The organism is Streptomyces sp. NPDC097640, from assembly GCF_040302705.1.
Lineage (GTDB): Bacteria > Actinomycetota > Actinomycetes > Streptomycetales > Streptomycetaceae > Streptomyces.
This window is the reverse complement of the sequence record NZ_JBEOSB010000022.1, coordinates 162194-182242: the sequence shown is the minus strand read 5'-3', so window position 1 is coordinate 182242 and position 20049 is coordinate 162194. Positions and strand designations below refer to the sequence as shown.

The 20049-nt window shown below is 73.4% G+C and carries 22 protein-coding genes; 14 read left to right on the top strand and 8 right to left on the bottom strand.

The genetic code is table 11. The features are described 5' to 3' along the window. The first annotated feature begins 129 nt into the window (after nucleotides 1-129). Nucleotides 130-741 (top strand): PadR family transcriptional regulator, encoded by a 612-nt coding sequence (locus ABTY62_RS31110; RefSeq protein ID WP_352132747.1) that lies wholly within the window; start codon nucleotides 130-132, stop codon nucleotides 739-741. Nucleotides 742-774: 33 nt separating this feature from the next. On the opposite strand, the gene ABTY62_RS31105 is transcribed toward ABTY62_RS31110, so the two are convergent. Continuing rightward, nucleotides 775-1203, bottom strand: a complete 429-nt coding sequence (locus tag ABTY62_RS31105) for a type II toxin-antitoxin system Rv0910 family toxin (RefSeq protein ID WP_352132746.1) — start codon at nucleotides 1201-1203, stop codon at nucleotides 775-777. 258 nt (nucleotides 1204-1461) lie between these two features. On the opposite strand from ABTY62_RS31105, the gene ABTY62_RS31100 reads away from it, so the two are divergent. After that, a complete protein-coding gene (locus ABTY62_RS31100) occupies nucleotides 1462-2055 on the top strand; it encodes a Clp protease N-terminal domain-containing protein (protein ID WP_352132745.1) in 594 nt (197 codons plus the stop codon). A gap of 32 nt (nucleotides 2056-2087) precedes the next feature. Next, the gene (locus ABTY62_RS31095) at nucleotides 2088-3137 is read left to right on the top strand and encodes an EamA family transporter (protein ID WP_352132744.1); all 1050 of its coding nucleotides are present in this window, start codon (nucleotides 2088-2090) and stop codon (nucleotides 3135-3137) included. Nucleotides 3138-3173: 36 nt separating this feature from the next. Here the strand turns inward: ABTY62_RS31095 and ABTY62_RS31090 are convergent, their stop codons facing one another. Next, complete coding sequence (locus ABTY62_RS31090) at nucleotides 3174-3857, bottom strand: pyridoxamine 5'-phosphate oxidase family protein (RefSeq protein WP_352132743.1); 684 nt, start codon at nucleotides 3855-3857, stop codon at nucleotides 3174-3176. 36 nt (nucleotides 3858-3893) lie between these two features. Here ABTY62_RS31090 and ABTY62_RS31085 point away from each other — a divergent pair, with 36 nt between their 5' ends. Continuing rightward, nucleotides 3894-5225 carry an aminotransferase class I/II-fold pyridoxal phosphate-dependent enzyme gene (locus ABTY62_RS31085; RefSeq protein ID WP_352132742.1) on the top strand — a complete coding sequence of 444 codons (1332 nt, stop codon included), beginning with the start codon at nucleotides 3894-3896 and terminating at the stop codon, nucleotides 5223-5225. Between the two features lie 34 nt (nucleotides 5226-5259). On the opposite strand, the gene ABTY62_RS31080 is transcribed toward ABTY62_RS31085, so the two are convergent. Then, nucleotides 5260-6264: a DMT family transporter gene (locus ABTY62_RS31080; RefSeq protein ID WP_352132741.1), complete on the bottom strand. Its 1005-nt coding sequence runs from the start codon at nucleotides 6262-6264 to the stop codon at nucleotides 5260-5262. 74 nt (nucleotides 6265-6338) lie between these two features. Between ABTY62_RS31080 and ABTY62_RS31075 the strand changes: the two genes are divergently transcribed. Beyond that, on the top strand, nucleotides 6339-7247 hold the full coding sequence (locus ABTY62_RS31075; protein ID WP_311729579.1) for a LysR family transcriptional regulator: 909 nt from the start codon (nucleotides 6339-6341) through the stop codon (nucleotides 7245-7247). A 25-nt stretch (nucleotides 7248-7272) separates the two neighbouring features. On the opposite strand, the gene ABTY62_RS31070 is transcribed toward ABTY62_RS31075, so the two are convergent. Then, nucleotides 7273-7734 (bottom strand): pyridoxamine 5'-phosphate oxidase family protein, encoded by a 462-nt coding sequence (locus ABTY62_RS31070; RefSeq protein WP_352132740.1) that lies wholly within the window; start codon nucleotides 7732-7734, stop codon nucleotides 7273-7275. Nucleotides 7735-7852: 118 nt separating this feature from the next. Between ABTY62_RS31070 and ABTY62_RS31065 the strand changes: the two genes are divergently transcribed. Further along, nucleotides 7853-8500 (top strand): isochorismatase family protein, encoded by a 648-nt coding sequence (locus ABTY62_RS31065; protein WP_352132739.1) that lies wholly within the window; start codon nucleotides 7853-7855, stop codon nucleotides 8498-8500. Between the two features lie 13 nt (nucleotides 8501-8513). Here the strand turns inward: ABTY62_RS31065 and ABTY62_RS31060 are convergent, their stop codons facing one another. Continuing rightward, on the bottom strand, nucleotides 8514-8975 hold the full coding sequence (locus ABTY62_RS31060) for a Rieske (2Fe-2S) protein (RefSeq protein ID WP_352132738.1): 462 nt from the start codon (nucleotides 8973-8975) through the stop codon (nucleotides 8514-8516). A 119-nt stretch (nucleotides 8976-9094) separates the two neighbouring features. Here ABTY62_RS31060 and ABTY62_RS31055 point away from each other — a divergent pair, with 119 nt between their 5' ends. From ABTY62_RS31055 to ung, 6 genes are all read left to right on the top strand, one after another. Next, nucleotides 9095-9928: a HipA family kinase gene (locus ABTY62_RS31055; RefSeq protein ID WP_352132737.1), complete on the top strand. Its 834-nt coding sequence runs from the start codon at nucleotides 9095-9097 to the stop codon at nucleotides 9926-9928. Beyond that, entirely contained in the window at nucleotides 9925-10320 is a 396-nt protein-coding gene (locus ABTY62_RS31050; protein WP_352132736.1) for a DUF3037 domain-containing protein, read from the top strand. Before ABTY62_RS31055 ends, ABTY62_RS31050 begins: the two co-directional genes overlap by 4 nt. Before the next feature lie 127 nt (nucleotides 10321-10447). Beyond that, on the top strand, nucleotides 10448-11209 hold the full coding sequence (gene fabG, locus ABTY62_RS31045; RefSeq protein WP_352132735.1) for a 3-oxoacyl-ACP reductase FabG: 762 nt from the start codon (nucleotides 10448-10450) through the stop codon (nucleotides 11207-11209). 17 nt (nucleotides 11210-11226) lie between these two features. Then, entirely contained in the window at nucleotides 11227-11988 is a 762-nt protein-coding gene (locus ABTY62_RS31040; protein WP_352132734.1) for an SDR family oxidoreductase, read from the top strand. 108 nt (nucleotides 11989-12096) lie between these two features. Beyond that, the gene (locus ABTY62_RS31035) at nucleotides 12097-13062 is read left to right on the top strand and encodes an aldo/keto reductase (RefSeq protein WP_352132733.1); all 966 of its coding nucleotides are present in this window, start codon (nucleotides 12097-12099) and stop codon (nucleotides 13060-13062) included. A gap of 76 nt (nucleotides 13063-13138) precedes the next feature. Further along, a complete protein-coding gene (gene ung / locus ABTY62_RS31030; RefSeq protein WP_352132770.1) occupies nucleotides 13139-13819 on the top strand; it encodes a uracil-DNA glycosylase in 681 nt (226 codons plus the stop codon). 6 nt (nucleotides 13820-13825) lie between these two features. On the opposite strand, the gene ABTY62_RS31025 is transcribed toward ung, so the two are convergent. Further along, entirely contained in the window at nucleotides 13826-14233 is a 408-nt protein-coding gene (locus tag ABTY62_RS31025) for a DUF3224 domain-containing protein (protein WP_352132732.1), read from the bottom strand. Between the two features lie 116 nt (nucleotides 14234-14349). Here ABTY62_RS31025 and ABTY62_RS31020 point away from each other — a divergent pair, with 116 nt between their 5' ends. Further along, nucleotides 14350-15336, top strand: coding sequence for a helix-turn-helix transcriptional regulator (locus ABTY62_RS31020; protein ID WP_352132731.1), 987 nt, complete (start codon nucleotides 14350-14352; stop codon nucleotides 15334-15336). Between the two features lie 78 nt (nucleotides 15337-15414). Next, on the top strand, nucleotides 15415-15885 hold the full coding sequence (locus ABTY62_RS31015; RefSeq protein WP_352132730.1) for a hypothetical protein: 471 nt from the start codon (nucleotides 15415-15417) through the stop codon (nucleotides 15883-15885). A 29-nt stretch (nucleotides 15886-15914) separates the two neighbouring features. On the opposite strand, the gene lnt is transcribed toward ABTY62_RS31015, so the two are convergent. Both lnt and ABTY62_RS31005 read right to left on the bottom strand, forming a co-directional pair. After that, nucleotides 15915-17585, bottom strand: a complete 1671-nt coding sequence (lnt, locus tag ABTY62_RS31010) for an apolipoprotein N-acyltransferase (protein ID WP_352132729.1) — start codon at nucleotides 17583-17585, stop codon at nucleotides 15915-15917. Beyond that, complete coding sequence (locus tag ABTY62_RS31005) at nucleotides 17582-20041, bottom strand: SpoIIE family protein phosphatase (protein ID WP_352132728.1); 2460 nt, start codon at nucleotides 20039-20041, stop codon at nucleotides 17582-17584. Before ABTY62_RS31005 ends, lnt begins: the two co-directional genes overlap by 4 nt. Nucleotides 20042-20049: the final 8 nt, after the last annotated feature.

Below are 20049 nucleotides of genomic sequence, written 5' to 3'. Positions count from 1 at the left end.
TAGGCGTGGCTCGGTGACCGGCGCTTCTTGATTCCTGATCGGTCCGGTCGGCCGCGCGGGCCTTGCCATACGATCGGTTCCGATATATCGTCGAAGCATCGTGACAGTTCGACGATGAAAGGAAACGTCATGCGTCACCATGGACATGAACACTTCGGACCGGGCCAGCGCGGACAGCGCGGCCGGGGTGAGTTCGAGGGGCGGCGTGCGGCCTTCGGCCCGTTCGGCCCGCCCTTCGGCGGCCCCCCGTTCGGCGGCCGCGGCCGGGGCGGCCCGCGCGGGAGGGCGCGGCGCGGCGATGTGCGCGCCTCGATCCTGGCGCTGCTGCGGGACCGCCCGATGCACGGCTACGAGATGATCCAGGAGATCGCCGAGCGCAGCGCTGGCGCCTGGCGGCCGAGCCCCGGGTCCGTCTATCCGACGCTCCAACTGCTCGAGGACGAGGGGCTGATCAGCAGCGCGAGCGAGGGCGGGAAGAAGCTGTTCGCCCTCACCGACGAGGGCCGCGTCGAGGCCGAGTCCGGGTCGCAGGCCCCCTGGGAGGAGGTCGGGCGCGGCGTCGACTGGGAGTCGATGCAGGAGATCCGGCAGGCGGGCTTCGGGCTGATGGAGGCGTTCGCGCAGGTCTGGAAGACCGGCTCGCCCGAGCAGCGGCAGAAGGCCGTCGCGGTGATCAACGACTCCCGCAAGCGGCTGTATCTGATCCTCGCCGACCAGGACGACGAGGGCGGCGAGAGCTGAGCGGGGGGAACGGGCCGGGGGTGCGGGGGTGTCTCAGGCGACCAGTCCGCCGAGCTTGCGCAGCGACTCGTTGAGCGCGGCGGTCGCCGAGTCCCTGAGCTTTCCGGCCATCAGGGAGACCGCGGGGCCGGTGAACTCGCCGTCGACGCGGACCGCCGTGGCCTCGCCCTCCTGCGTCAGCGCATAGCGCATGGTCAGATTCACCCCCATGGGGCCCTTGCCCCGGGTGGCGAACATCCGGCCCGGCTCACAGGCCTCGACGGTCCAGGCCACCTCCGCCGGAAAGCCCATCAGCTTCATGTTCTCCTGGTAGACCGCCCCCGCTTCGAGGGTGGCGGGGCCGCCCTCCGGGAAGCCGGTGTGGGTGGCGTTCCACCGGCCCCACGAGGTGAAGTCCGTCAGATGGGCCCACACCTTCTCGGCCGGTGCCTCGATGCGCGCCTGGGCGCTGACCTCGGCCATGGGGCCACCCCTTCCGTGGAGTTCCGCGACGCTCGGATCGCCTGGATCGCCCGGGTCGGGCGCTGTGGCCCGGGAGCCCCGGCGGTGTCGCGCAACGTAGCCCCGGCGCCGCCAACATTCAATACTGACGGACCGTCAGGAACATGGTGTGCTCCTCCGCGAGGAGGAGATCCGGCCGTCGATGCCCAACTATGGTGGGAGGCCCACATGCTTCCCGGCGGGGATGCTCCGGACTCCGGGGACTGATGGGGTGAGAGCGTGCGAAAAAGTACCCCTGAAGCCGGCACCACCCGCGACACCGGCCCCACCGGCCAGGTCGGCGCCGGTTTCGAGGGCCGGCTCGGCGAGGAGCTGGCCGCGGTGGTCGCGGGGGCGCGCAGACGGGCGTTCCGTGATGGCGACCGGCAGGTCGACACGGCCCATCTGCTGCACACCCTGCTCGAGGCGGACCCCCGGGCGCGGGCCGCGATAGCGGGCGGCCCGCCGCAGGTCGCGCGGCTGCTCGGCTATCTGGCGCAGCGCGCCATCGGCTACGGCGTGCAGTGGAGCGGGTCGGTGGAGGACTCCGGCGCGGTGCCCCGGACGTGCCCCCGGGGCGGCGACGGGGGCGACGGCAGGCTCGGCGGCGGCGCCCTGTCCGGCTGGTCGCCCGCCGCCGCGGTGGCCATGGGCGGAGCGATCGCCCGGGCCGGGGCCCGCGGCGCGTCCCGGGCCGAGGGGCCCGACCTCCTCGCCGCCCTCGCCGGCGACCGGGAGTGCCGCGCGGTGGAGGTGCTGCGACGGGCGGGCGTCGACGCGGACCTGCTGGTCGCGGCCCTGAACGGCGAGATGCGCCAGGAGTCAACGACATGACGGTCATGTCCTGAAGCTGACATGATGATCCGATGCACGACACTCAGGGGCAGGGTCCGGGACGGACGAGAAACGCGGGGCTGGGGCTCGCGCTCACGTCGGCACTCGCGTTCGGCGGGTCGGGGGTGGCGGCCAAACCGCTGATCGAGGCGGGTCTCGAACCGCTCCAGGTCACCTGGTTGCGGGTGGCGGGCGCCGCCTTGATCATGCTGCCGGTCGCCTGGAACCACCGCGCCCTGCCGGCCCGCCGCCCCGCGCTGCTGGTGGGGTTCGGCCTGCTGGCCGTCGCGGGGGTGCAGGCGTGCTACTTCGGCGCGATATCGCGGATCCCGGTCGGTGTCGCGCTCCTCGTCGAGTATCTGGCCCCCGCCATGGTCCTCGGCTGGGTGCGGTTCGTTCAGCGGCGGCCGGTGAGCCGCGGTGCGGCGGTGGGGGTCGTGCTCGCGGTCGGCGGGCTGGCCTGTGTGGTCGAGGTGTGGTCGGGGCTGAGCTTCGACGCCGTCGGGCTGTTGCTCGCCCTGGCCGCCGCCTGCTGCCAGGTCGGCTACTTCGTCCTGGCCGACCACGGCGCCGACGGGGAGAACGCCGCGGATCCGCTGGGCGTCATCGCGCATGGGCTGCTCGTCGGCACGGTGGCGCTGACCGTGGTGGCGCGCCCCTGGAATCTGGACTGGTCGGTGCTGGCCGGCCGGGCCGATCTGGCCGGCGCGCGGGTGCCGGCCGTGCTGCTGCTCGGGTGGATCGTCCTGGTCGCGACGGTGGTCGCCTATCTCACCGGGGTCGTCTCGGTGCGCAGGCTGTCGCCGCAGGTGGCCGGGGTGGTCGCTTGTCTGGAGGCGGTCGTGGCCACGGTGCTGGCCTGGGTGCTGCTGGACGAACACCTGTCGCTGCCGCAGCTCGTGGGCGGCGGGGTGGTGCTGGCCGGGGCGTTCATCGCGCAGACCTCGGCGCCGAAGGCGGCCGTGGCGGCCGAGCCGGTGGCGGGGTCTGTGGCCGGATCGGCGGCCGGATCGGCGCCGGCCGAAGCCGGCGACCGGCGGGCGGCCACCGGCCGGTCGGCGGACTCGGCGACCGCCTGCTGACCGGCCGGGTGTTCGCCGCGGGCGTGTCGGGTTCCGTCAGAGGCGGGTGAGGTAGTCGGGCACCGGCGTGTCGGCCGCCAGGTCGGCCGCGGGCACCGGCGCGCCGTAGGTCCGCGCAACGGGCAGCACCCCGCTCCAGTAGGGGAGCGCCAGGTCCTCGGGGTCGTCGTTCGGGCCACCGGTGCGGATCTTCGCGGAGACCTCGGCGAGGTCCAGACGGAGCACGGCGGTGGCGGCCAGCTCCTTGGCGTTTGCGGGCCGGGAGTCGGCCGCCCGGCCGGGCACCACATGGTCGACCAGGGCGTCGAGGGCCTCGGCTCGCTCCGTCTCGTCGGTCACCTGGCGGGCGGCGCCGTGCACCACCACCGAGCGGTAGTTGATGGAGTGGTGGAAGGCGGAGCGGGCCAGGACCAGCCCGTCGACATGGGTGACGGTCAGACACACCGGCATCCCCGGGTCCTGCGCGCCGCTCGCCATCCGCAGCGGACGGGAGCCGGTCGAGCCGTGCACATACAGCCGCTCGCCCACCCGCGCGTACAGCGTGGGCAGAACGACGGGGGTGCGGGCGCCGTCGCGGATGAAGCCCAGATGGCAGAGGTAGCCCTCGTCGAGTATCGAGTGCACCACCTCGCGGTCGTACGAGGCGCGCTCGCGGGACCGGGTGGGCACCGTCCGGTCGGTCGGCTCGTAGGCGTCCGGGGCGGGGCTCGCGACGGTCATTTGCCCTCTCCTTTGAACTAGTGCAAAATAGGTTTTGTGCTAGGAGAGTATCGGATCGAAGGGCGTGGCGCAGCCGAGATCGCGGCGAGCGTGGAGCGTGCGGTGGGCGCCGGTGACCTGGAGCCCGGCCAACTTCTGCCCCCCATGCGCGAGTTGGCCGCGACGCTGGGCGTCAATCCCAATACCGTCGCCGCCGCCTATCGCTCGCTGCGCGACCGGGGAGTGATCGAGACGGCGGGCCGCAGGGGGAGCCGGGTGCGCTCGCGCCCCGCCACCACCCCCCGTGAGCAGATCCGCGTCGAGCCCCCCGACGGCGTGCGCGACCTCGGGGACGGCAACCCCGACACCGCCCTGCTGCCGCCGCTCGGTAAGGCGCTCGCCGCGGCCGCCGCGCTGGGCGCCGAGCGCCCGGCGCTGTACGGCACGCCCGAGGTCTCCCCGGAGCTCGCCCGACGGGCCCGCGCCGCCCTCGACGCGGACGGGGTGCCCGGCGGCCCCGTCGCCGTCACCTCCGGATCGCTGGACGCCATCGAGCGGGTGCTCGCCGCCCACCTGCGGCCCGGCGACGCCGTCGCGGTCGAGGACCCGGGCTGGGGCAGCCTGCTCGACCTGATCCCCGCCCTCGGGCTGCGCGCCGTCCCCGTCGCGATCGACGACGACGGGCCGTTGCCCGGGCGGGTCGAGGAGGCGCTGCGGGACGGGGCGCGGGCGCTGATCGTCACCTGCCGGGCGCAGAACCCGACCGGCGCGGCGATCGGCGCCGCGCGCGCCCGCGAGCTGCGCGCGGTGCTGGGCCGCCATCCGCACACGCTGCTCATCGAGGACGATCACGGGCACGGCATCGTCGACCTGCCGCTCCACCCGCTGGCGGGTGGCACGGAGCACTGGGCGCTGGTCCGCTCCGTGGCCAAGGCGTACGGCCCCGATCTGCGGCTCGCCGTGCTGACCGGCGATGTCGTCACCCTGGACCGGCTGCGCGGCCGGCAGCGGCTGGGCCCCGGCTGGGTCAGCCATCTGCTCCAGGACGCGGTGGCATGGCTGTGGCGCACCGGGGCGGTGGACCTCGCGGCGGTGGCCGCCTCGTACGGCGAGCGGCGCGACGCGCTGGTGCGGGCCCTGCGCGAGCGGGGGATCGCCGCCCATGGGCGCAGCGGGATGAACGTATGGGTGCCGGTGTCCGACGAGACCGGTGCCGTCGCCCGGCTGCTCCAGGCCGGGTGGGCGGTCGCGCCCGGGGCCCGGTTCAGGATCGCCTCGCCGCCGGGGGTGCGGCTGACCGTCTCCGCGTTGGGCGCGGACGACATCGGCCCCCTCGCGGACGCGTTGGCGGCGGCGACGGGGCCGATGTCGGCGGGGCGCTATGGCTGAGGCGGCGGGGCCGAGTCGCTCAGGCCCGAGCCGCTCAGGCCCGAGCGGCCTTGGCGCGGGGCCGGGTCTGGGTCAGCGCCGCTCCGACGAGCACGATCAGCGCGCCGACCGGCGTGTTCCAGTCGAGGTGCTCGCCGAGGATCGCCACCCCCGCCGTGGTGGCGATGACCGGGACGAAGTAGGTCACCATCATGGCGGTGGTCGGGCCGACCTCCTCGACCAGGCCGTACTGCACCAGGAAGGCGAAGCCGGTGCCGAGCGCGCCCAGCGCGATCACCGACAGCAGCGGCAGCACCGGGAAGGAGTCGGGGGCCGGGGCGAACAGCGGGGCGACGACCGCCAGCTGCGCCGTGCCCAGCAGCAACTGGGCGCCGGACATCGCCAGGTGGGAGTGGCCGGTGCCGGCCAGCGTGCGCCGGACGTACTGCCAGCCGACCGCGTAGCTGAGCGAGGCGGCCAGCGCCATCGCGGTGCCCGCCGGGTCCTGGCCGGAGAAGCCCTGCCACGCGCCGAGCACCACCAGCACCCCGGCGAAGCCGATGCCCAGGCCCGCGACGCGCCGCCGGGTCGGCCGGTCGTCGGAGGCGGCGACCACGGCGAGCAGCATGCCCCACAGCGGGGAGGACGCGTTGCAGATGCCGGCCAGGGTGGAGGGGATGGTCAGCTCGGCGTACGCGAACAGCGAGAAGGGGAGGGCGTTGAGGAAGAAGGCCGCCACGGCCAGATGGCCCCAGACCCGGGCGCCCCGCGGCAGCCGCTCCCGCTTCGCTACCAGGAACGCGACCAGGACGGCGGTGCCGAACACCATCCGCCCCAGCGTGACGTACAGGGGCGCGAACGCCTCGTTGCCGACCTTGATGAACAGGAAGCTGAAGCCCCAGATCAGGGAGAGCGCACCGAAGCGGATCCGCCAGTCCAGGCGCGGGCGGTCGGCGGTCGTGGTGGGGGTGGGGGGCGTGGTGGGGGCGAGAGCGGCCGGGGCGGCGGCGGCCGTGTTGGCGCTGGTGGCGGTGGCGCGCGAGGCGGTCCCTGTGGTCATGGCCCCACCATGGCTCCTCCCGACCGCTTAGGACAAGCGAGAATTTCTGTGCCCTATCGCGTAGCATTGCTTATATGTTGAACCTGGACCGCCTCCGTACGCTGTACGCCGTGTCCCGCCACGGCTCCGTGAGCGGCGCCGCGGAAGGGCTGCACGTCACGACCTCGGCCGTCTCTCAGCAGCTGGCCAAACTGGAGCGCGAGACCGGGCAGCAGCTGCTCGCCAAGAACGGCCGCGGGGTGCGTCTCACCGACGCCGGACGGCTGCTCGCCGACCACGCCGCCCGCATCCTCTCCCAGGTCGAGCTCGCCCAGGCCGACCTCGAGGCGCAGCGCGGCCAGGCGGTCGGCGAGCTGCTGATGGGCGCCTTCCCCACCGCCGTCCGCGGCATCTTCCCCGCCGCGCTGGGCAGGCTGCGCGTCGACCACCCCCAGCTGCGCCCCCGGCTCCAGGAGATGGAGCCCGACGAGTCGGTGCCCGCGGTGGTGCGCGGCGACATCGACCTCGCCGTCGTCCTGGACTGGTACAACAAGCCGCTGCCGATGCCCGACGGGCTGGTGAAGGCGCCGCTGCTGGACGACCCCGTGGACCTGGCGATGCCCGCCGGCCACCGGCTGGCCGACCGGGACGCGGTGGATCCGGAGGAGTTCGCCGACGACGAGTGGATCTCCTGGCCCCAGGGAGGGTTCTGCTTCGACTGGCTGATGATCACTCTGCGCGGCAAGGGTCTGGAACCGCGGATCTGCCACACCGCGCGGGAGCACCACACCCAGCTCGCGCTCATCGCCGCCGGGCTCGGCGTCGCCGTGGTGCCCCGGCTCGGCCGCGGCGCGGTGCCCGAGGGGGTGCGGGTGGTGCCGCTGCGCCAGCACACGATGCGGCGCCACGTCTACGCCATCTGGCGCGCGGACGCCGACCGCAGGCCCTCGATCCGGGCGGCGGTCGACGTCCTGCGGGCGGCGGGCGAGCGGACCGGCGGCTGAGCCGTGACCGCCCCCCGGACACGACCTAGGGGAGCTTGCGGAAGTCCCAGGAGCTGATCGTGTCGGGCGTCAGGCGCAGCCATGCGTGACGGCCGTCGTGCGGCGTGGCGGACAGCCCGAAGTACTTGGCCGCGAACAGCCGCTCGGGCGTGTCGAGCTCGGGGCACGGCTCGCCGGTGCGCGGCGCCTCGCCGACGATCGACACCCGGCCGGCCAGTTCGACGCCGCGCAGCTCCCCGTACTCGTGCCCGTCGTCGATCACCACGGCGACCCACGGGTCCCGCAGCAGTTGGGCCCAGCGGCGGCTGCGGGTGATTGAGTACAGCCACAGCGAGCCGCCGTCCCAGCCGAACCACAGCGGGCTGATGTGCGGCCGCCCCTCCGCGGACACCGTCGCCACCCGGCAGGTGCGCTGCTCGGTGAGGTAGGAGTCCAGCTCCGCCTGGGTCATCATGACGCGGCGGCCTCGTCGCTGAGTGATGGACATCGGTTCCCGCACCTCCCGGTGACTGGTTGGTGCCGCACAGGATGAGGTCTCTTCCTCAACACCGCAATGGCCGCTAGCCTGCGCGCCCGGACCGGTCCGCCGCCAGCAGGAGGCCACCATGCCCTCGCCCGCCCGCGAAACCCTGTCCGAGCTGCTGACCCCCGCGAGCTGTGCGCTGCTCACCGTGGAGTGCCAGCGCGGCGTGGTCGGCCCGCACGGCGCACTGCCCGAGCTGGCCGCCGCCGCCCGGGACTCGGGCGCGCTCGACACGGTCGCCCACCTGGTGTCGGCGGCGCACGACACGCCCGTACAGGTCCTGCACGCGGTGGCCGAGCGGCGCCCCGACGGGCGCGGCTCGAACCGGAACGCGCGGCTGTTCCGGGCCGCCGGGCGGCTGCCGGTCCGGCAGCTGACCGGCAGCGACGCGGTACGGATCGCCGAGCCGATCCCGGTCGCGCCCGAGGACCTGATCGTGCGGCGGCTGCACGGACTCTCGCCACTCGCCGGGACGGACGTGGACGCGCTGCTGCGCAACCTGGGCTGCCGCACGCTCGTCATCACCGGCGTGTCGGCCAATGTGGCGATACCCAACGCCGTCTTCGACGCGGTCAACCTCGGCTATACGGCCGTGGTCCCCGTCGACGCCATCGCCGGGGTGCCCGTCGACTACACCCCGGCGATGGTCCGCAACACCCTCGCCCTCGTCGCCACCGTCACCACCGCCGAGGACGTCATCGCCTGCTGGCGCGGGTCCCGGCCACGGTGAGCCGCACGGCGCCTCAGGCCATCGAGATGGTGTCGCCCTCCACCTTGATCTGCGCGGGGGGCAGCGGCTTGGTCGACGGGCCGCTCTTCACGCTGCCGTCGGCGATGTTGAACTTGCTGTTGTGGAACGGACAGTTGATGGTGCCGCCGGAGACGTCCCCGACCGGGTTTCCCGCGTGCGGGCACACGGAGGAGAACGCCTTGAACTCGCCCGCCTCGGGCTGGACCACCACGACCTTGTGTTCCTTGAAGACCTTTCCGCCGCCCTCGGGGATGTCGGAGGTCTTCGCCAGCTCCATGCCGCCGCCCCCGCCGGTCTGGTCCGAGGAGCCGGATCCGCTGGTCTTCGACGAGTCCGCGGAGCTCGAGTCGCCGCCGCCGCACGCCGCGAGCGCGGCGGCCAGGCCGGCCGCGCCACACGCGGTGAGAACGGCGCGGCGGGTGGTGCCGCGCCCGGTGGTTGCCGGTTCCGCCATGGTGGTGCCTCCTGATGAGGGTACGTTTGCCAAGACCATACGTGCGCGGCGCCCGCAGCGTTCAGCCGTGGCGTCCAGCCGCCGCGCAAAGCGCTTGCGCACCTCAATAAGCTGGGCGGATGCTCCCTGAAGTCACCGCCACCCGGTATGTCACACCGCTGCGTGAGGGCGGATCGCTGCCCGGCATCGTCGAGGCCGACGACCTCGGCACGTACGTCATGAAGTTCATCGGCGCCGGGCAGGGCCGCAAGACCCTGGTCGCCGAGGTCATCTGCGGGCAGCTGGGTCGGCGGCTCGGGCTCCGCGTACCGGACCTGGTACGGATCCAGCTGGACCCGGTGATCGGCCTGGGCGAGCCGGACGAGGAGGTCCAGGACCTGCTCAAGGCCAGCGGCGGGCTCAACCTCGGCATGGACTACCTCCCCGGCTCGCTCGGCTTCGACCCGCTGGCCTTCGGGGTGGGCCCCGAGGAGGCCGGGCACGTGGTGTGGTTCGACGCGCTGATCGGCAACGTCGACAGGTCCTGGCGCAACCCGAACATGCTGGTCTGGCACGGCCGGCTGTGGCTCATCGACCACGGCGCCACCATGATCTGGCACCACAGCTGGCGCGGCGCCGAGGCGGTGGCCGCCAAGCCGTACGACGCCTCCGACCACGTCCTGGCGTCCTTCGACCCCGACCTCACGGCCGCCGCCGAGGCGCTGGCGCCGCGGATCACCGAGGAACTGCTGACCGAGGTCGTGGCCGACGTCCCCGACGAGTGGCTGGTCGACGAGCCCGGCTTCGACGGCCCGGACGCGGTGCGCCGCCGGTACGTCGAACTGCTGCTGGAGCGCGCCGCTACGATCAGCGACCGGATCACCCTCGGCGAGCAGCGGCCGCCGGAGGGGGACAAGCCGTCCCGGGCCCCGGAGTGGCTGCGGATCTGGGTCGAGGGAAAGGCGTCGAAGTGAGCGGGCGGACAGACGGCCGCGAGGTCTTCGAGTACGCGCTGCTGCGCGTGGTTCCGAGGGTCGAGCGCGGCGAGCAGATCAACGCGGGCGTCGTGGTGTACTGCCGCGCCCAGTCCTTCGTGGCGGCCCGCACCCACCTGGACGAGGCCCGGCTGCTCGCGCTCGACCCCGACGCGGACGTGGCGGGCGTACGGGCGGCCCTCGCGGCCGTGGAGAACGTGTGCTGCGGCGGGGAGCGGGCCGGGCAGGCCGCGGGCGACGACGCGGGGCGCCGCTTCCGCTGGCTGGTCGCCCCGCGCTCCACGGTCGTCCAGCCGGGCCCGGTGCACACCGGCCTGACCAGTGATGCCGAGGCGGAGACCGGGCGCCTGCTGGACCTGCTGGTGCGCTGACGCCTCAGTGGGTCGTTGACATGGCGTAGTGGGGCTTCTAGCGTCTCGTCTGCTGGAGAGACTAAGCGGTCGCTCATCGCCCTCGTCGTCCGGGCGGTGAGCCCCCACCGAGGCGAGGAGAACCCGCATGTCCACCACCGAGCAGCGCGTCGCCATCGTGACGGGCGCCGCCCGCGGCATCGGCGCGGCCACCGCCGTGCGCCTGGCGCGGGAGGGCCGCGCCGTCGCCGTGCTCGACCTCGACGAGGTGTCCTGCGCGGACACCGTGAAGAAGATCACCGAGGCGGGCGGCACGGCCATCGCCGTGGGCTGCGATGTGTCCGACGCGGCCCAGGTGGAGACCGCGGTCGGGCGTGTCGCCGAAGAGCTCGGCGCGCCGGTGATCCTTGTCAACAACGCGGGAGTGCTCCGCGACAACCTGCTGTTCAAGATGAGCGACAGCGACTGGGACACCGTCATCGGCGTCCATCTGCGGGGCGCCTTCCTGATGTCGCGCGCCTGCCAGAAGTACATGGTGGACGCGGCGTTCGGCCGGATCGTCAACCTCTCCAGCAGCTCGGCGCTCGGCAATCGCGGACAGGTCAACTACTCCGCCGCCAAGGCCGGGCTCCAGGGCTTCACCAAGACCCTGGCCATCGAGCTCGGCAAGTTCGGCGTCACCGCCAACGCCGTGGCACCCGGCTTCATCGCCACCGACATGACCGCCGCCACGGCCGAGCGCGTCGGTATGGGCTTCGAGGAGTTCCAGCAGGCCGCCGCGAGCCAGATCCCGGTGGGCCGGGTCGGACGGCCCGAGGACATCGCCAACGCCATCGCCTTCTTCGCCGGTGACGCGGCCGGGTTCGTCTCCGGCCAGATCATGTACGTGGCCGGCGGCCCGCTCAACTGACGGGAGACATGGACCACATGACTGCGGGAACTTCCGACAGCGGCCGCGCCGCGCTCGTCACGGGCGCCAGCCGCGGCATCGGCTACGCCATAGCCGAGGCCCTGGTGGCGCGCGGCGACCGGGTGTGTATCACCGGGCGCAACGAGGACACCCTCAAGGAGGCCGTCGAGCGGCTCGGCGCCGACCGGGTGATCGGCGTGGCCGGCAAGGCCCATGACGAGGCGCACCAGGCGGTGGCCGTCGAGCGGGCGATGGAGGCGTTCGGGCGGCTGGACTTCCTCGTCAACAACGCCGGCACCAACCCGGTCTTCGGGCCGATCGCCGACCTCGACCTGGGCGTGCTGCGTAAGGTCTTCGAGACGAACGTCGTCTCGGCGCTCGGCCTCGCCCAGCAGGCCTGGAAGGCGTGGCAGAAGGACAACGGCGGGGCGATCGTCAACATAGCCTCGGTCGCCGGCATTTCGACCTCGCCCTTCATAGCGGCGTACGGCGTGAGCAAGGCAGCCATGATCAACCTCACCGCGCAGCTCGCCCACGAGTTCGCGCCCGGGGTACGGGTCAACGCCATCGCCCCGGCCGTGGTGAAGACCAAGTTCGCCGCCGCGCTGTACGAGGGGCGCGAGGAGGAGGCCGCCGCGGCGTACCCGCTGGGGCGCCTCGGCGTGCCCGAGGACATCGGCGGCGTGGCCGCGTTCCTCACCTCCGACCAGGCGGCCTGGATGACCGGGCAGACGCTCGTCGTCGACGGCGGCATATTCCTCAACGCCGGAGTCGGCTGAGGGCTTGCGTTGGCGCGCACTCCAAGGAGCACAGTCTCAGGTGTCGGATCCGACCGGGTCCGGCACCTGAGACTTCCCCTGACTTCTGCGTGAGGAGAGCTGCGTACGATGCGCTATCTGACTCTGGCGGGCGGCACCGGGCCCGAGGTGAGCGCCCTGTGCCTGGGCATTCTGCCGTTCGGCAGCACCGTCGACGAGAAGACGTCCTTCGCGGTGCTCGACCGGTTCGCCGAGGCGGGCGGGACGTTCGTCGACACCGCCAACAACTACTCGATCTGGGCGCCGGGCGGCACGGGGAACGAGAGCGAGGAACTGCTCGGCCGCTGGCTGCGCAGCCGCGGCCGGCGGGAGACCACCGTCGTCGCCACCAAGGTCGGCGCCCGGCCCGACCCCGCGCGGGGGAGCGAGTGGCCCGCCAACTGGCAGGGGCTGGCCGCCGACACCGTACGCGGCGGCGTCGAGGGCAGCCTGCGGCGGCTTGGCACCGACCGCGTCGACCTGTACTACGCGCACATCGAGGACCGCACGGTGCCGATGGCGGAGACCGTCGGCGCGTTCGCCGAGCTCGTCGCGGAGGGCTCCGTCGGCGTCCTCGGATGCAGCAACCACGCCTCCTGGGCGGTGGCGACCGCCCGGCAGTACGCCGCCGACCACGCCCTGGCCCGCTACAGCTGCGTCCAGCAGCGCTACACCTACCTCCGGCCGCGGCCCGGGGCCGACTTCGGCACCCAGGGCTTCGCGGGCATCGACCTCGTCGAGTACATCGGCACCCAGGAGGACATGACGCTGCTGGCGTACGGCTCGCTGATCCACGGCGCGTACACCCGCGACGACAAGCGCATCCTGGAGCAGTACGACCACCCGGGGACCGAGCGGCGGCTGAGCGCGCTGCGCGAGGTCGCCAAGGAGACCGGCGCGACCCCGAACCAGGTGGTGCTGGCCTGGCTCATCGGGGCCGAGAAGCCGGTGATCCCGGTGCTGGGGGTCAGCTCCGTGGCCCAGCTGGAGGAGGCGCTGGGCGCCGTCGACCTGGAGCTCGACCCCGGGCTGCGGGCGAAGCTGGACGCCGCCTGAGCCGTTGTCGGTGGTCGCCGGTAGGTTCTGGGGCACGTCAAGAGAACGAACACCGGAGGTTGTTGACGTGACCCACATGCTGCCCGAGTCCTGGCGCGGCGTCCTCGGCGAGGAGCTGGACAAGCCCTACTTCAAGGAGCTCACCGAGTTCGTCGAGGAGGAGCGGGCCAAGGGTCCCGTCTACCCGCCGCGCGACGAGGTCTTCGCCGCGCTGGAGGCGACCCCGTACGACCAGGTCAAGGTGTTGGTCCTCGGGCAGGACCCGTACCACGGCGAGGGCCAGGGGCACGGGCTGTGCTTCTCCGTGCGCCCCGGCGTCAAGACCCCGCCGTCGCTGCGGAACATCTACAAGGAGATGCAGGCGGAGCTCGGCCACCCGATCCCGGACAACGGCTATCTGATGCCGTGGGCCCGGCAGGGCGTGCTGCTGCTCAACGCGGTGCTGACGGTCCGGGCCGGCGAGGCCAACTCCCACAAGAGCAAGGGGTGGGAGAAGTTCACCGACGCGGTGATCCGCGCCGTGGCCTCCCGCCCCGACCCGGCCGTCTTCGTGCTGTGGGGGAACTACGCGCAGAAGAAGCTGCCGCTGATCGACGAGGAGCGGCACGCCGTGGTCAAGGGCGCGCACCCCTCGCCGCTGTCGGCCAAGAAGTTCTTCGGCTCGCGCCCCTTCACCCAGATCGACGAGGCGGTCAAGGCGCAGGGGCACGCTCCCATCGACTGGCGGATCCCGAACCTGGGCGCCCAGGCCGGGTGACCGGCATCAGCCCAGGTCGTACTCGAAGCTGTACGGGGTGGTGGACTGGCCGGTCATGGCCACGAAGCCGCCCTTGCCGGTGAGCCCCGCCAGCTCCCCGGTGCCGGAGCCGGGCACCACCTCAAGCGAGCAGTGGATCTTGCCGTCCTCGCCGAAGGTGCCGTGCTGCAGGAGGACGAAACTGCCCGTGCGCCCGTCAAGGGTGCCGGTCACCAGCTCGTAGCCGGTGCAGACGCCCGTCTTGTCGGTGAAGTAGGTGATCGCGTACTCGCAGGTGGTGCGCTCCGCCTCCAAGGTCCCGGAGAAGCTGTTGGTGACCGTGGCGCGGGCCAGCTTCGTGCCGTCACCGGCCTCGCCGACGGTGTTCTCGTCCCAGTTGGCAAAGGCGAAGGTGCCGGTGGCGTGCGTGGTCATGCGGTGTCCTTCCGATGGTTCCGGGGGCTCCGCGCGATCCGTGCCGCGCGGGGCGAGGAGTACGTTGCCCGCCGTACCTGACATCTTTTGTCAGGTACGGCGGCACAATGGGAGCCATGCGCGCCGACCGCCTGCTCTCACTGCTCCTGCTGCTCCAGAACCGGGGCCGGATGACCGCGCCGGAGCTCGCCGCGGAGCTGGAGGTGTCGGTCCGTACGGTCTACCGGGACATCGACGCGCTCGGCGCGTCCGGCATCCCGGTCTACGCCGACCGCGGCCCGGCCGGCGGCTACCGGCTGCTCGACGGCTACCGCACCCGGCTGACCGGGCTCACCGGCGACGAGGCCGACTCCCTCTCCCTGGCCGGGATGCCCGGCCCGGCCACCCAGCTGGGCCTGGGCGCCGACCTGGCCACCGCCCAGCTCAAACTGCGGGCCGCGCTCCCGGCGGAGCTGGGGGAGCGGTCCCGGCGCATCCAGGAGCGCTTCCACCTGGACGCGCCCGGCTGGTTCCGCGACGCCGAGGAGGTGCCCCACCTCGGCGCGGTCGCCGAGGCGGTGTGGCGGCCGAGCGTGCTGCGCGTGCACTACCGCCGCTGGCGCGGCGAGGTGCGGCGGGACCTCCATCCGCTTGGCCTCGTCCTCAAGGGCGGCATCTGGTACCTGGTGGCACGCGTGCAGAGCGCAGAGGGGGCGGAGAGCGTCCGCACCTATCGCGTGTCACGGATGCTGGCCGCCGAGGTCGTGGAGGAGACCTTCGCGCGGCCCACCGGGTTCGACCTGGCCTCCTACTGGGAGGAGTCGTCCCGGCGGCTGGAGGAGATGCGCTTCCAGGGCGAGGCGGAACTGCTGCTCACCCCGCGCGGACTGCGGCTGCTCCCGATGAAGTTCGGCGCGGCCGGAGAGGCCGCGGCCGCCGCCGCGGGCCCGCCCGACGCGGACGGCCGGGTGCGGGTGGTGCTGCCCGTGGAGTCGCTGCCCGTCGCGACCCACGACGTGCTGTGGCTGGGCGCGGAGGCCTACGTACTCGGCCCGCCCGAGCTGCGCGAGGCGGTCGCCCGCACCGTCACCGAACTGGCCCAGCGCTACGCCCCGTCGGGCTGAGCGCCCGAGCGTGCTGCCCTCGATCGGCGCCGACCGCGGCTAGCTTCGAGGGGAGGGTCGGAACGGCGGGAGGCCGCGATGGCGGGAGCACGGCGCGAGGCGCCCGAGGACGACGCGGTGCCGACCAGGATCGGCCAGGCCGTGATGCTGCACCGCGGCGGCGACCGGGAGGAGGCGCGCAACCGCCTGGCCGAGCTGTGGCGAGAGCTCCGCGACGGCGGCGACCCCTTCCACCGCTGCGCACTCGCCCACTACATCGCCGACACCCAGGACGACCCGGCCGACGAGCTGATGTGGGACCTGCTGGCGCTCGCCGCGGCCGACCGGATCGCCGGCGCGGACGGCCGCCCCACCGCCACGCGGGTGCGCGCCTTCTACCCCAGCCTCCACCTCAACCTCGCGGCCGACTACGCCAAGCTCGGCCGGCGGGAGGCGGCCCGCGGACAGCTCGCCCTGGCGCGGGCCAGCGCCCGGGGGGCCGGTGACGGCCCGTACGGCGTCGGCGTGCGCGCCGCCATCCACCGGCTCGCGCTGCGGCTGGGCGGGTGAGGACGGGCGCGGCGCGTAGCTACGGGCCGTCAAGGACGCGTCGGAGAACCGGAGCCCCGACGGCGCCTGAGCGCGCCCGCGCCCTCCACCGCGCCGAAGCCCGCGAGCGCGCCCAGCGAGCCGTACACGATCCACGGTCCGGTGTGCACATACGGGCTGGTGCCCCGGGCCAGCGGCACCTCGTAGACCATGGCCGCGCTGGTGTCGGTGCCCATCCGGCCGCCCACCGGCTCGCCGCGCGGCCCGAAGACCGCGCTCACCCCGGACAGGGTCGCGTGCACCATCGGCCGCCAGGTCTCCGCGGAGCGCAGCGCGGCCAGCGAGGCGTGCTGCGCGGGCGCCCAGCTGTGCTGGAAGGTGGAGGTCGCGGACTGCACGACCAGCACCTGCGCCCCGTCCCGCGCCAGATTGCGGCTCATGTCGGGGAACGCCGACTCGAAGCAGACCAGCGGCCCGATCCGAAGCCCGTCCGGGAGCCGCATCACCACCTGCTTCGTGCCCCGCCTGCGGTCCTCGGGCGCCGCCTTGCCCACCGAGGTGACCCAGCCCAGCACCGAACGGGCCGGGATGTACTCGCCGAACGGCACCAGCCGCATCTTGTCGTACCGCTGATCGGTGGGGCCGTGCGGCCCTATCAGCACCGAGCTCTTGTAGATCCCCGGCTGGTCGCTGCGCCGCGCGTCCACGTTGACCAGCAGATCCGCGCCGACCTTCCGGGACAGCGCGCCCAGCCGCCGGCTCAGGTCCGGGCGCGCGGCCAGGTCCTGGCCCACGCTGCTCTCGCCCCAGACGACGAGGTCGAGGTGGCGGCCCGCCAGCCGCCGGGTCAGCTGCTCGCTGCGGTCGAAGCGCGGCCCGGGGACGTTGATCACCCCCGGCTGCACCACGGCGATCCGCACCGTGCCGGCCGGCCTGGGCACCGGCGCCCAGCTCCACACCCCGGCGGTCACCGCGGTGCACGCCGTGAGCCCGGCCAGCGCCACCCGGCGCGCCCCGGCCACCGCGACCAGCAGCGTGAACGAGACGTTGACCAGCACGATCAGGAAGCTGAGCAGCCATACCCCGCCCACCGAGGCCAGCCGCAGCGCGGGCGGCACCTGCCACTGGCTGGCGCCGAGCAGACCCCACGGCCCGCCCAGGTACTGCCAGGACCGCACCAGCTCCGCCAGCAGCCACGCCGCGGGCAGCAGCACCAGGGCCGCGGCCGCCCGGCCCGGACCCGGCCGGCCGTGCAGCAGCCGGTACGTCAGCCAGCCCCAGGGCAGCCACAACAGCCCGAGCAGCGCCGCGAGCACCACGATGAACACATGCAGGCTCGGCATCAGCCAGTGGTGCACCGCGAGCAGGAAGCCCGTCCCGCCCAGCCAGCCGTCCAGGGCCGCCCGCCGGCCGGTGGGGGCCGAGCGGGCCAGCAGGATCCACGGCACCAGGGCCCCGTACGCCAGCCACCACAGCGACGGCTCGGGGAACGCCAGCGCGGGCAGCGCCCCCGCGAGCAGCAGCACGGCGCCGCGGATCCACCGGGAGGCGAGCCCGGAGCGCCACCGGCACTGCCACCGGCTCTGCCACCGGCCGCCGCGGCCGAACGACTTCCGCACGCCGTCCCCCCTCCCGGTGCCCGACCCGCCAGGGCCCGAGGCCCAGTGTGGGACAGGGACACGATCACGAACAGGGCGCGGGTGCGCCGGGGTGCGCCTCATGACGGAGCCGGAAGATCCTGCTCGGCCCAGATGAGCTTGCCGCCCTCGGTGTAGCGGGTGCCCCAGCGGCGGGTCAGCTGGGCGACGAGGAACAGCCCGCGGCCGCCCTCGTCGGTGGTGCGGGCGTGGCGCAGCCGCGGCGAGGTGTTGCTGGCGTCGGCGACCTCGCAGATCAGCACGTCGTGCCGGATCAGGCGCAGCCGGATGGGGCCGGTGCCGTGGCGGATGGCGTTGGTGACCAGCTCGCTGACGATCAGCTCCGTGGTGGGCATCAGCTCCTCCAACCCCCACCCGGCGAGCTGGCGGACCGCCAGGGAGCGCGCGCTGGCGACCACGGCCGGGTCGGTGGGCAGGTCCCAGGAGGCGACATGGCCGGGGCGCAGCGAGTGCGTACGGGCCAGCAGCAGGGCGACGTCGTCGGACGGCGGGCGGGTCAGCAGGGCGTCGACCACCGTGGAGCAGAGGTCCTCCAGGGGCAGTCCGGGCTGGGCGAGGGCGTTGCTCAGGCGGGCCAGGCCGACGTCGATGTCCTGGTCGCAGGTCTCGATCAGGCCGTCGGTGTAGAGGGCGATCAGACTGCCCTCGGGCAGCTCCAGCTCCGCGGACTCGAACGGCAGCGACCCCAGGCCCAGCGGCGGCCCGGCGGGCAGGCTGAGGAAGGTGACCTCGCCGTCCGGGGCCACGACGGCCGGCGCCGGATGCCCGGCCCGGGCCATGGTGCACCGCCGGGTGACCGGGTCGTAGATCGCGTACAGGAAGGTGGCGCCCAGCAGCGCGGCGGCGATGTTCTCCTCGCCCACCCGTTCCTCGCCGAGCCGCATGATCAGGTCGTCGAGGTGGGCCAGCAGCTCCTCGGGCGGCAGGTCCATGTCCGCGAGCGTGTGCACCGCGGTACGCAGCCGGCCCATGCTGGCCGCGGCGTTGATGCCGTGGCCGACCACATCGCCGATGGCCAGGGCCACCCGGGCCCCGGACAGCGGGATCACATCGAACCAGTCGCCGCCCACGCCGTTGCGGATGTCGGTCGGCAGATAGCGCGACGCCACTTCCAGGACCGGGCTGTCGGGCAGGTTGTGCGGCATCAGACTCCGCTGGAGGGCCAGGGCCGCGGTGTGCTCGCGGGTGTAGCGGCGGGCGTTGTCCACGCACAGCGCGGCCCGCGCGACCAGCTCCTCGGCCAGCAGCAGGTCGTCCTCCTCGAACGGGTCCGGGTGGCGGGAGCGGACGAACGACGCCACGCCCAGGATGGTGCCGCGCGCGCGGATCGGCACGACCATCAGGGAGCGCATCCCGAACTCGCGGACCTTCCGGGCCCGGACCGGGTCGTCGCCGGTCCACGCGGTGACGGCGACGTCCATCACCGGGTCCAGCAGGGCCCGTCCGGAGAAGAAACAGGACGCGAAGGGCGAGTCGGGGGAGATGGTGACGGGCTCCCCGGGCGCGGCGACGGACTCGGGGGTGCCCTCGTGGATGGAGGTCTGTCCGGCCCGCCGGAACGCGGGCAGCGTCCGCTGCGCCGGGGGCACCGGCTCCTCGCCGCGCACCACCGACTCCAGCAGGTCGACGGTCACGAAGTCGGCCAGCCGCGGCACCGCGAAGTCGGCCACTTCCTGGGAGGTCCGCATGACGTCCAGGGTGCTGCCGATGTGCGCCCCGGCCTCGTTCAGCAGCGCCAGGCGCTCCCGCGCCCGCCACCGGTCGGTCACGTCCATGCCCATGTAGCACACGCCCACCGGGTGGCCGTCGGAGTTGTCGAGCCGGAAGAACGAGGTCGAGTACGCGTGCTCGCGATACGGATCGGCCATGGTCCAGCCCCGGTACTCGTAGTCGATCACCGGCTTGCCGGTCTCCAGCACCTTGCGCATCTGCGCTTCGAGCGCTTCCGTGTCCAGGCCGGGCAGGGACTCCGCCATCCGGCGGCCCAGCCGCTGATCGCGCGGCACCCCGCCGTAGCGCTCCAGCATGTCGTTCAGCCACACATAGCGCAGATCCGGGCTGAGGACGGCCATGCCGATGGGCGAGCGGACGAGAAATGCCTGGAGCAGCGATCCGCTCAGCGCCCATGAGGGGATCTTGGACAGATCGATCGCGGAGACCAGCCAGCATCCGCTGCCGCTCCACTCGGACGTCCCGGAGAGCCCTTCGATCCCCGAGACCCGCAGGCCGACCTCGACCGGGTGCCCCGAGCGGTGCCGCAGCGTCACCAGACCGCCCCAACTGCCCTGGTCGCGGCACTGCTCCACGATGCTCAGCGCGTTCTGTGCATCCTCGGGCGCCGCCATCAGCTTCGCGGCAGGCTCGTTCAGCACCTCGGCCGCCGGGTAGCCGAGGAGGCGCTCCGTGGCGGCGGTCCACCCGACTACGGTGCCCGCCGCGTCGACCACCGCGGTCGCCGCGTCGGCCATGTCGAACGGGACGTGCGCTTCGGTTGGAACGATTCCCTCGGGGCTGGTCATCGCCCGTC

What these genes read in the sequence shown, in the direction of transcription:
- ABTY62_RS31110 (WP_352132747.1), top strand. Translation starts at nt 130, where the DNA reads ATGCGTCACCATGGACATGAACACTTCGGACCGGGCCAGCGCGGACAG.
- ABTY62_RS31105 (WP_352132746.1), bottom strand. Translation starts at nt 1,203, where the DNA reads ATGGCCGAGGTCAGCGCCCAGGCGCGCATCGAGGCACCGGCCGAGAAG.
- ABTY62_RS31095 (WP_352132744.1), top strand. Translation starts at nt 2,088, where the DNA reads ATGCACGACACTCAGGGGCAGGGTCCGGGACGGACGAGAAACGCGGGG.
- ABTY62_RS31090 (WP_352132743.1), bottom strand. Translation starts at nt 3,857, where the DNA reads ATGACCGTCGCGAGCCCCGCCCCGGACGCCTACGAGCCGACCGACCGG.
- ABTY62_RS31080 (WP_352132741.1), bottom strand. Translation starts at nt 6,264, where the DNA reads ATGACCACAGGGACCGCCTCGCGCGCCACCGCCACCAGCGCCAACACG.
- ABTY62_RS31075 (WP_311729579.1), top strand. Translation starts at nt 6,339, where the DNA reads ATGTTGAACCTGGACCGCCTCCGTACGCTGTACGCCGTGTCCCGCCAC.
- ABTY62_RS31070 (WP_352132740.1), bottom strand. Translation starts at nt 7,734, where the DNA reads ATGTCCATCACTCAGCGACGAGGCCGCCGCGTCATGATGACCCAGGCG.
- ABTY62_RS31065 (WP_352132739.1), top strand. Translation starts at nt 7,853, where the DNA reads ATGCCCTCGCCCGCCCGCGAAACCCTGTCCGAGCTGCTGACCCCCGCG.
- ABTY62_RS31060 (WP_352132738.1), bottom strand. Translation starts at nt 8,975, where the DNA reads ATGGCGGAACCGGCAACCACCGGGCGCGGCACCACCCGCCGCGCCGTT.
- ABTY62_RS31055 (WP_352132737.1), top strand. Translation starts at nt 9,095, where the DNA reads ATGCTCCCTGAAGTCACCGCCACCCGGTATGTCACACCGCTGCGTGAG.
- fabG (WP_352132735.1), top strand. Translation starts at nt 10,448, where the DNA reads ATGTCCACCACCGAGCAGCGCGTCGCCATCGTGACGGGCGCCGCCCGC.
- ABTY62_RS31040 (WP_352132734.1), top strand. Translation starts at nt 11,227, where the DNA reads ATGACTGCGGGAACTTCCGACAGCGGCCGCGCCGCGCTCGTCACGGGC.
- ABTY62_RS31035 (WP_352132733.1), top strand. Translation starts at nt 12,097, where the DNA reads ATGCGCTATCTGACTCTGGCGGGCGGCACCGGGCCCGAGGTGAGCGCC.
- ung (WP_352132770.1), top strand. Translation starts at nt 13,139, where the DNA reads ATGCTGCCCGAGTCCTGGCGCGGCGTCCTCGGCGAGGAGCTGGACAAG.
- ABTY62_RS31025 (WP_352132732.1), bottom strand. Translation starts at nt 14,233, where the DNA reads ATGACCACGCACGCCACCGGCACCTTCGCCTTTGCCAACTGGGACGAG.
- ABTY62_RS31020 (WP_352132731.1), top strand. Translation starts at nt 14,350, where the DNA reads ATGCGCGCCGACCGCCTGCTCTCACTGCTCCTGCTGCTCCAGAACCGG.
- ABTY62_RS31015 (WP_352132730.1), top strand. Translation starts at nt 15,415, where the DNA reads ATGGCGGGAGCACGGCGCGAGGCGCCCGAGGACGACGCGGTGCCGACC.
- lnt (WP_352132729.1), bottom strand. Translation starts at nt 17,585, where the DNA reads ATGAGGCGCACCCCGGCGCACCCGCGCCCTGTTCGTGATCGTGTCCCT.
- ABTY62_RS31005 (WP_352132728.1), bottom strand. Translation starts at nt 20,041, where the DNA reads ATGACCAGCCCCGAGGGAATCGTTCCAACCGAAGCGCACGTCCCGTTC.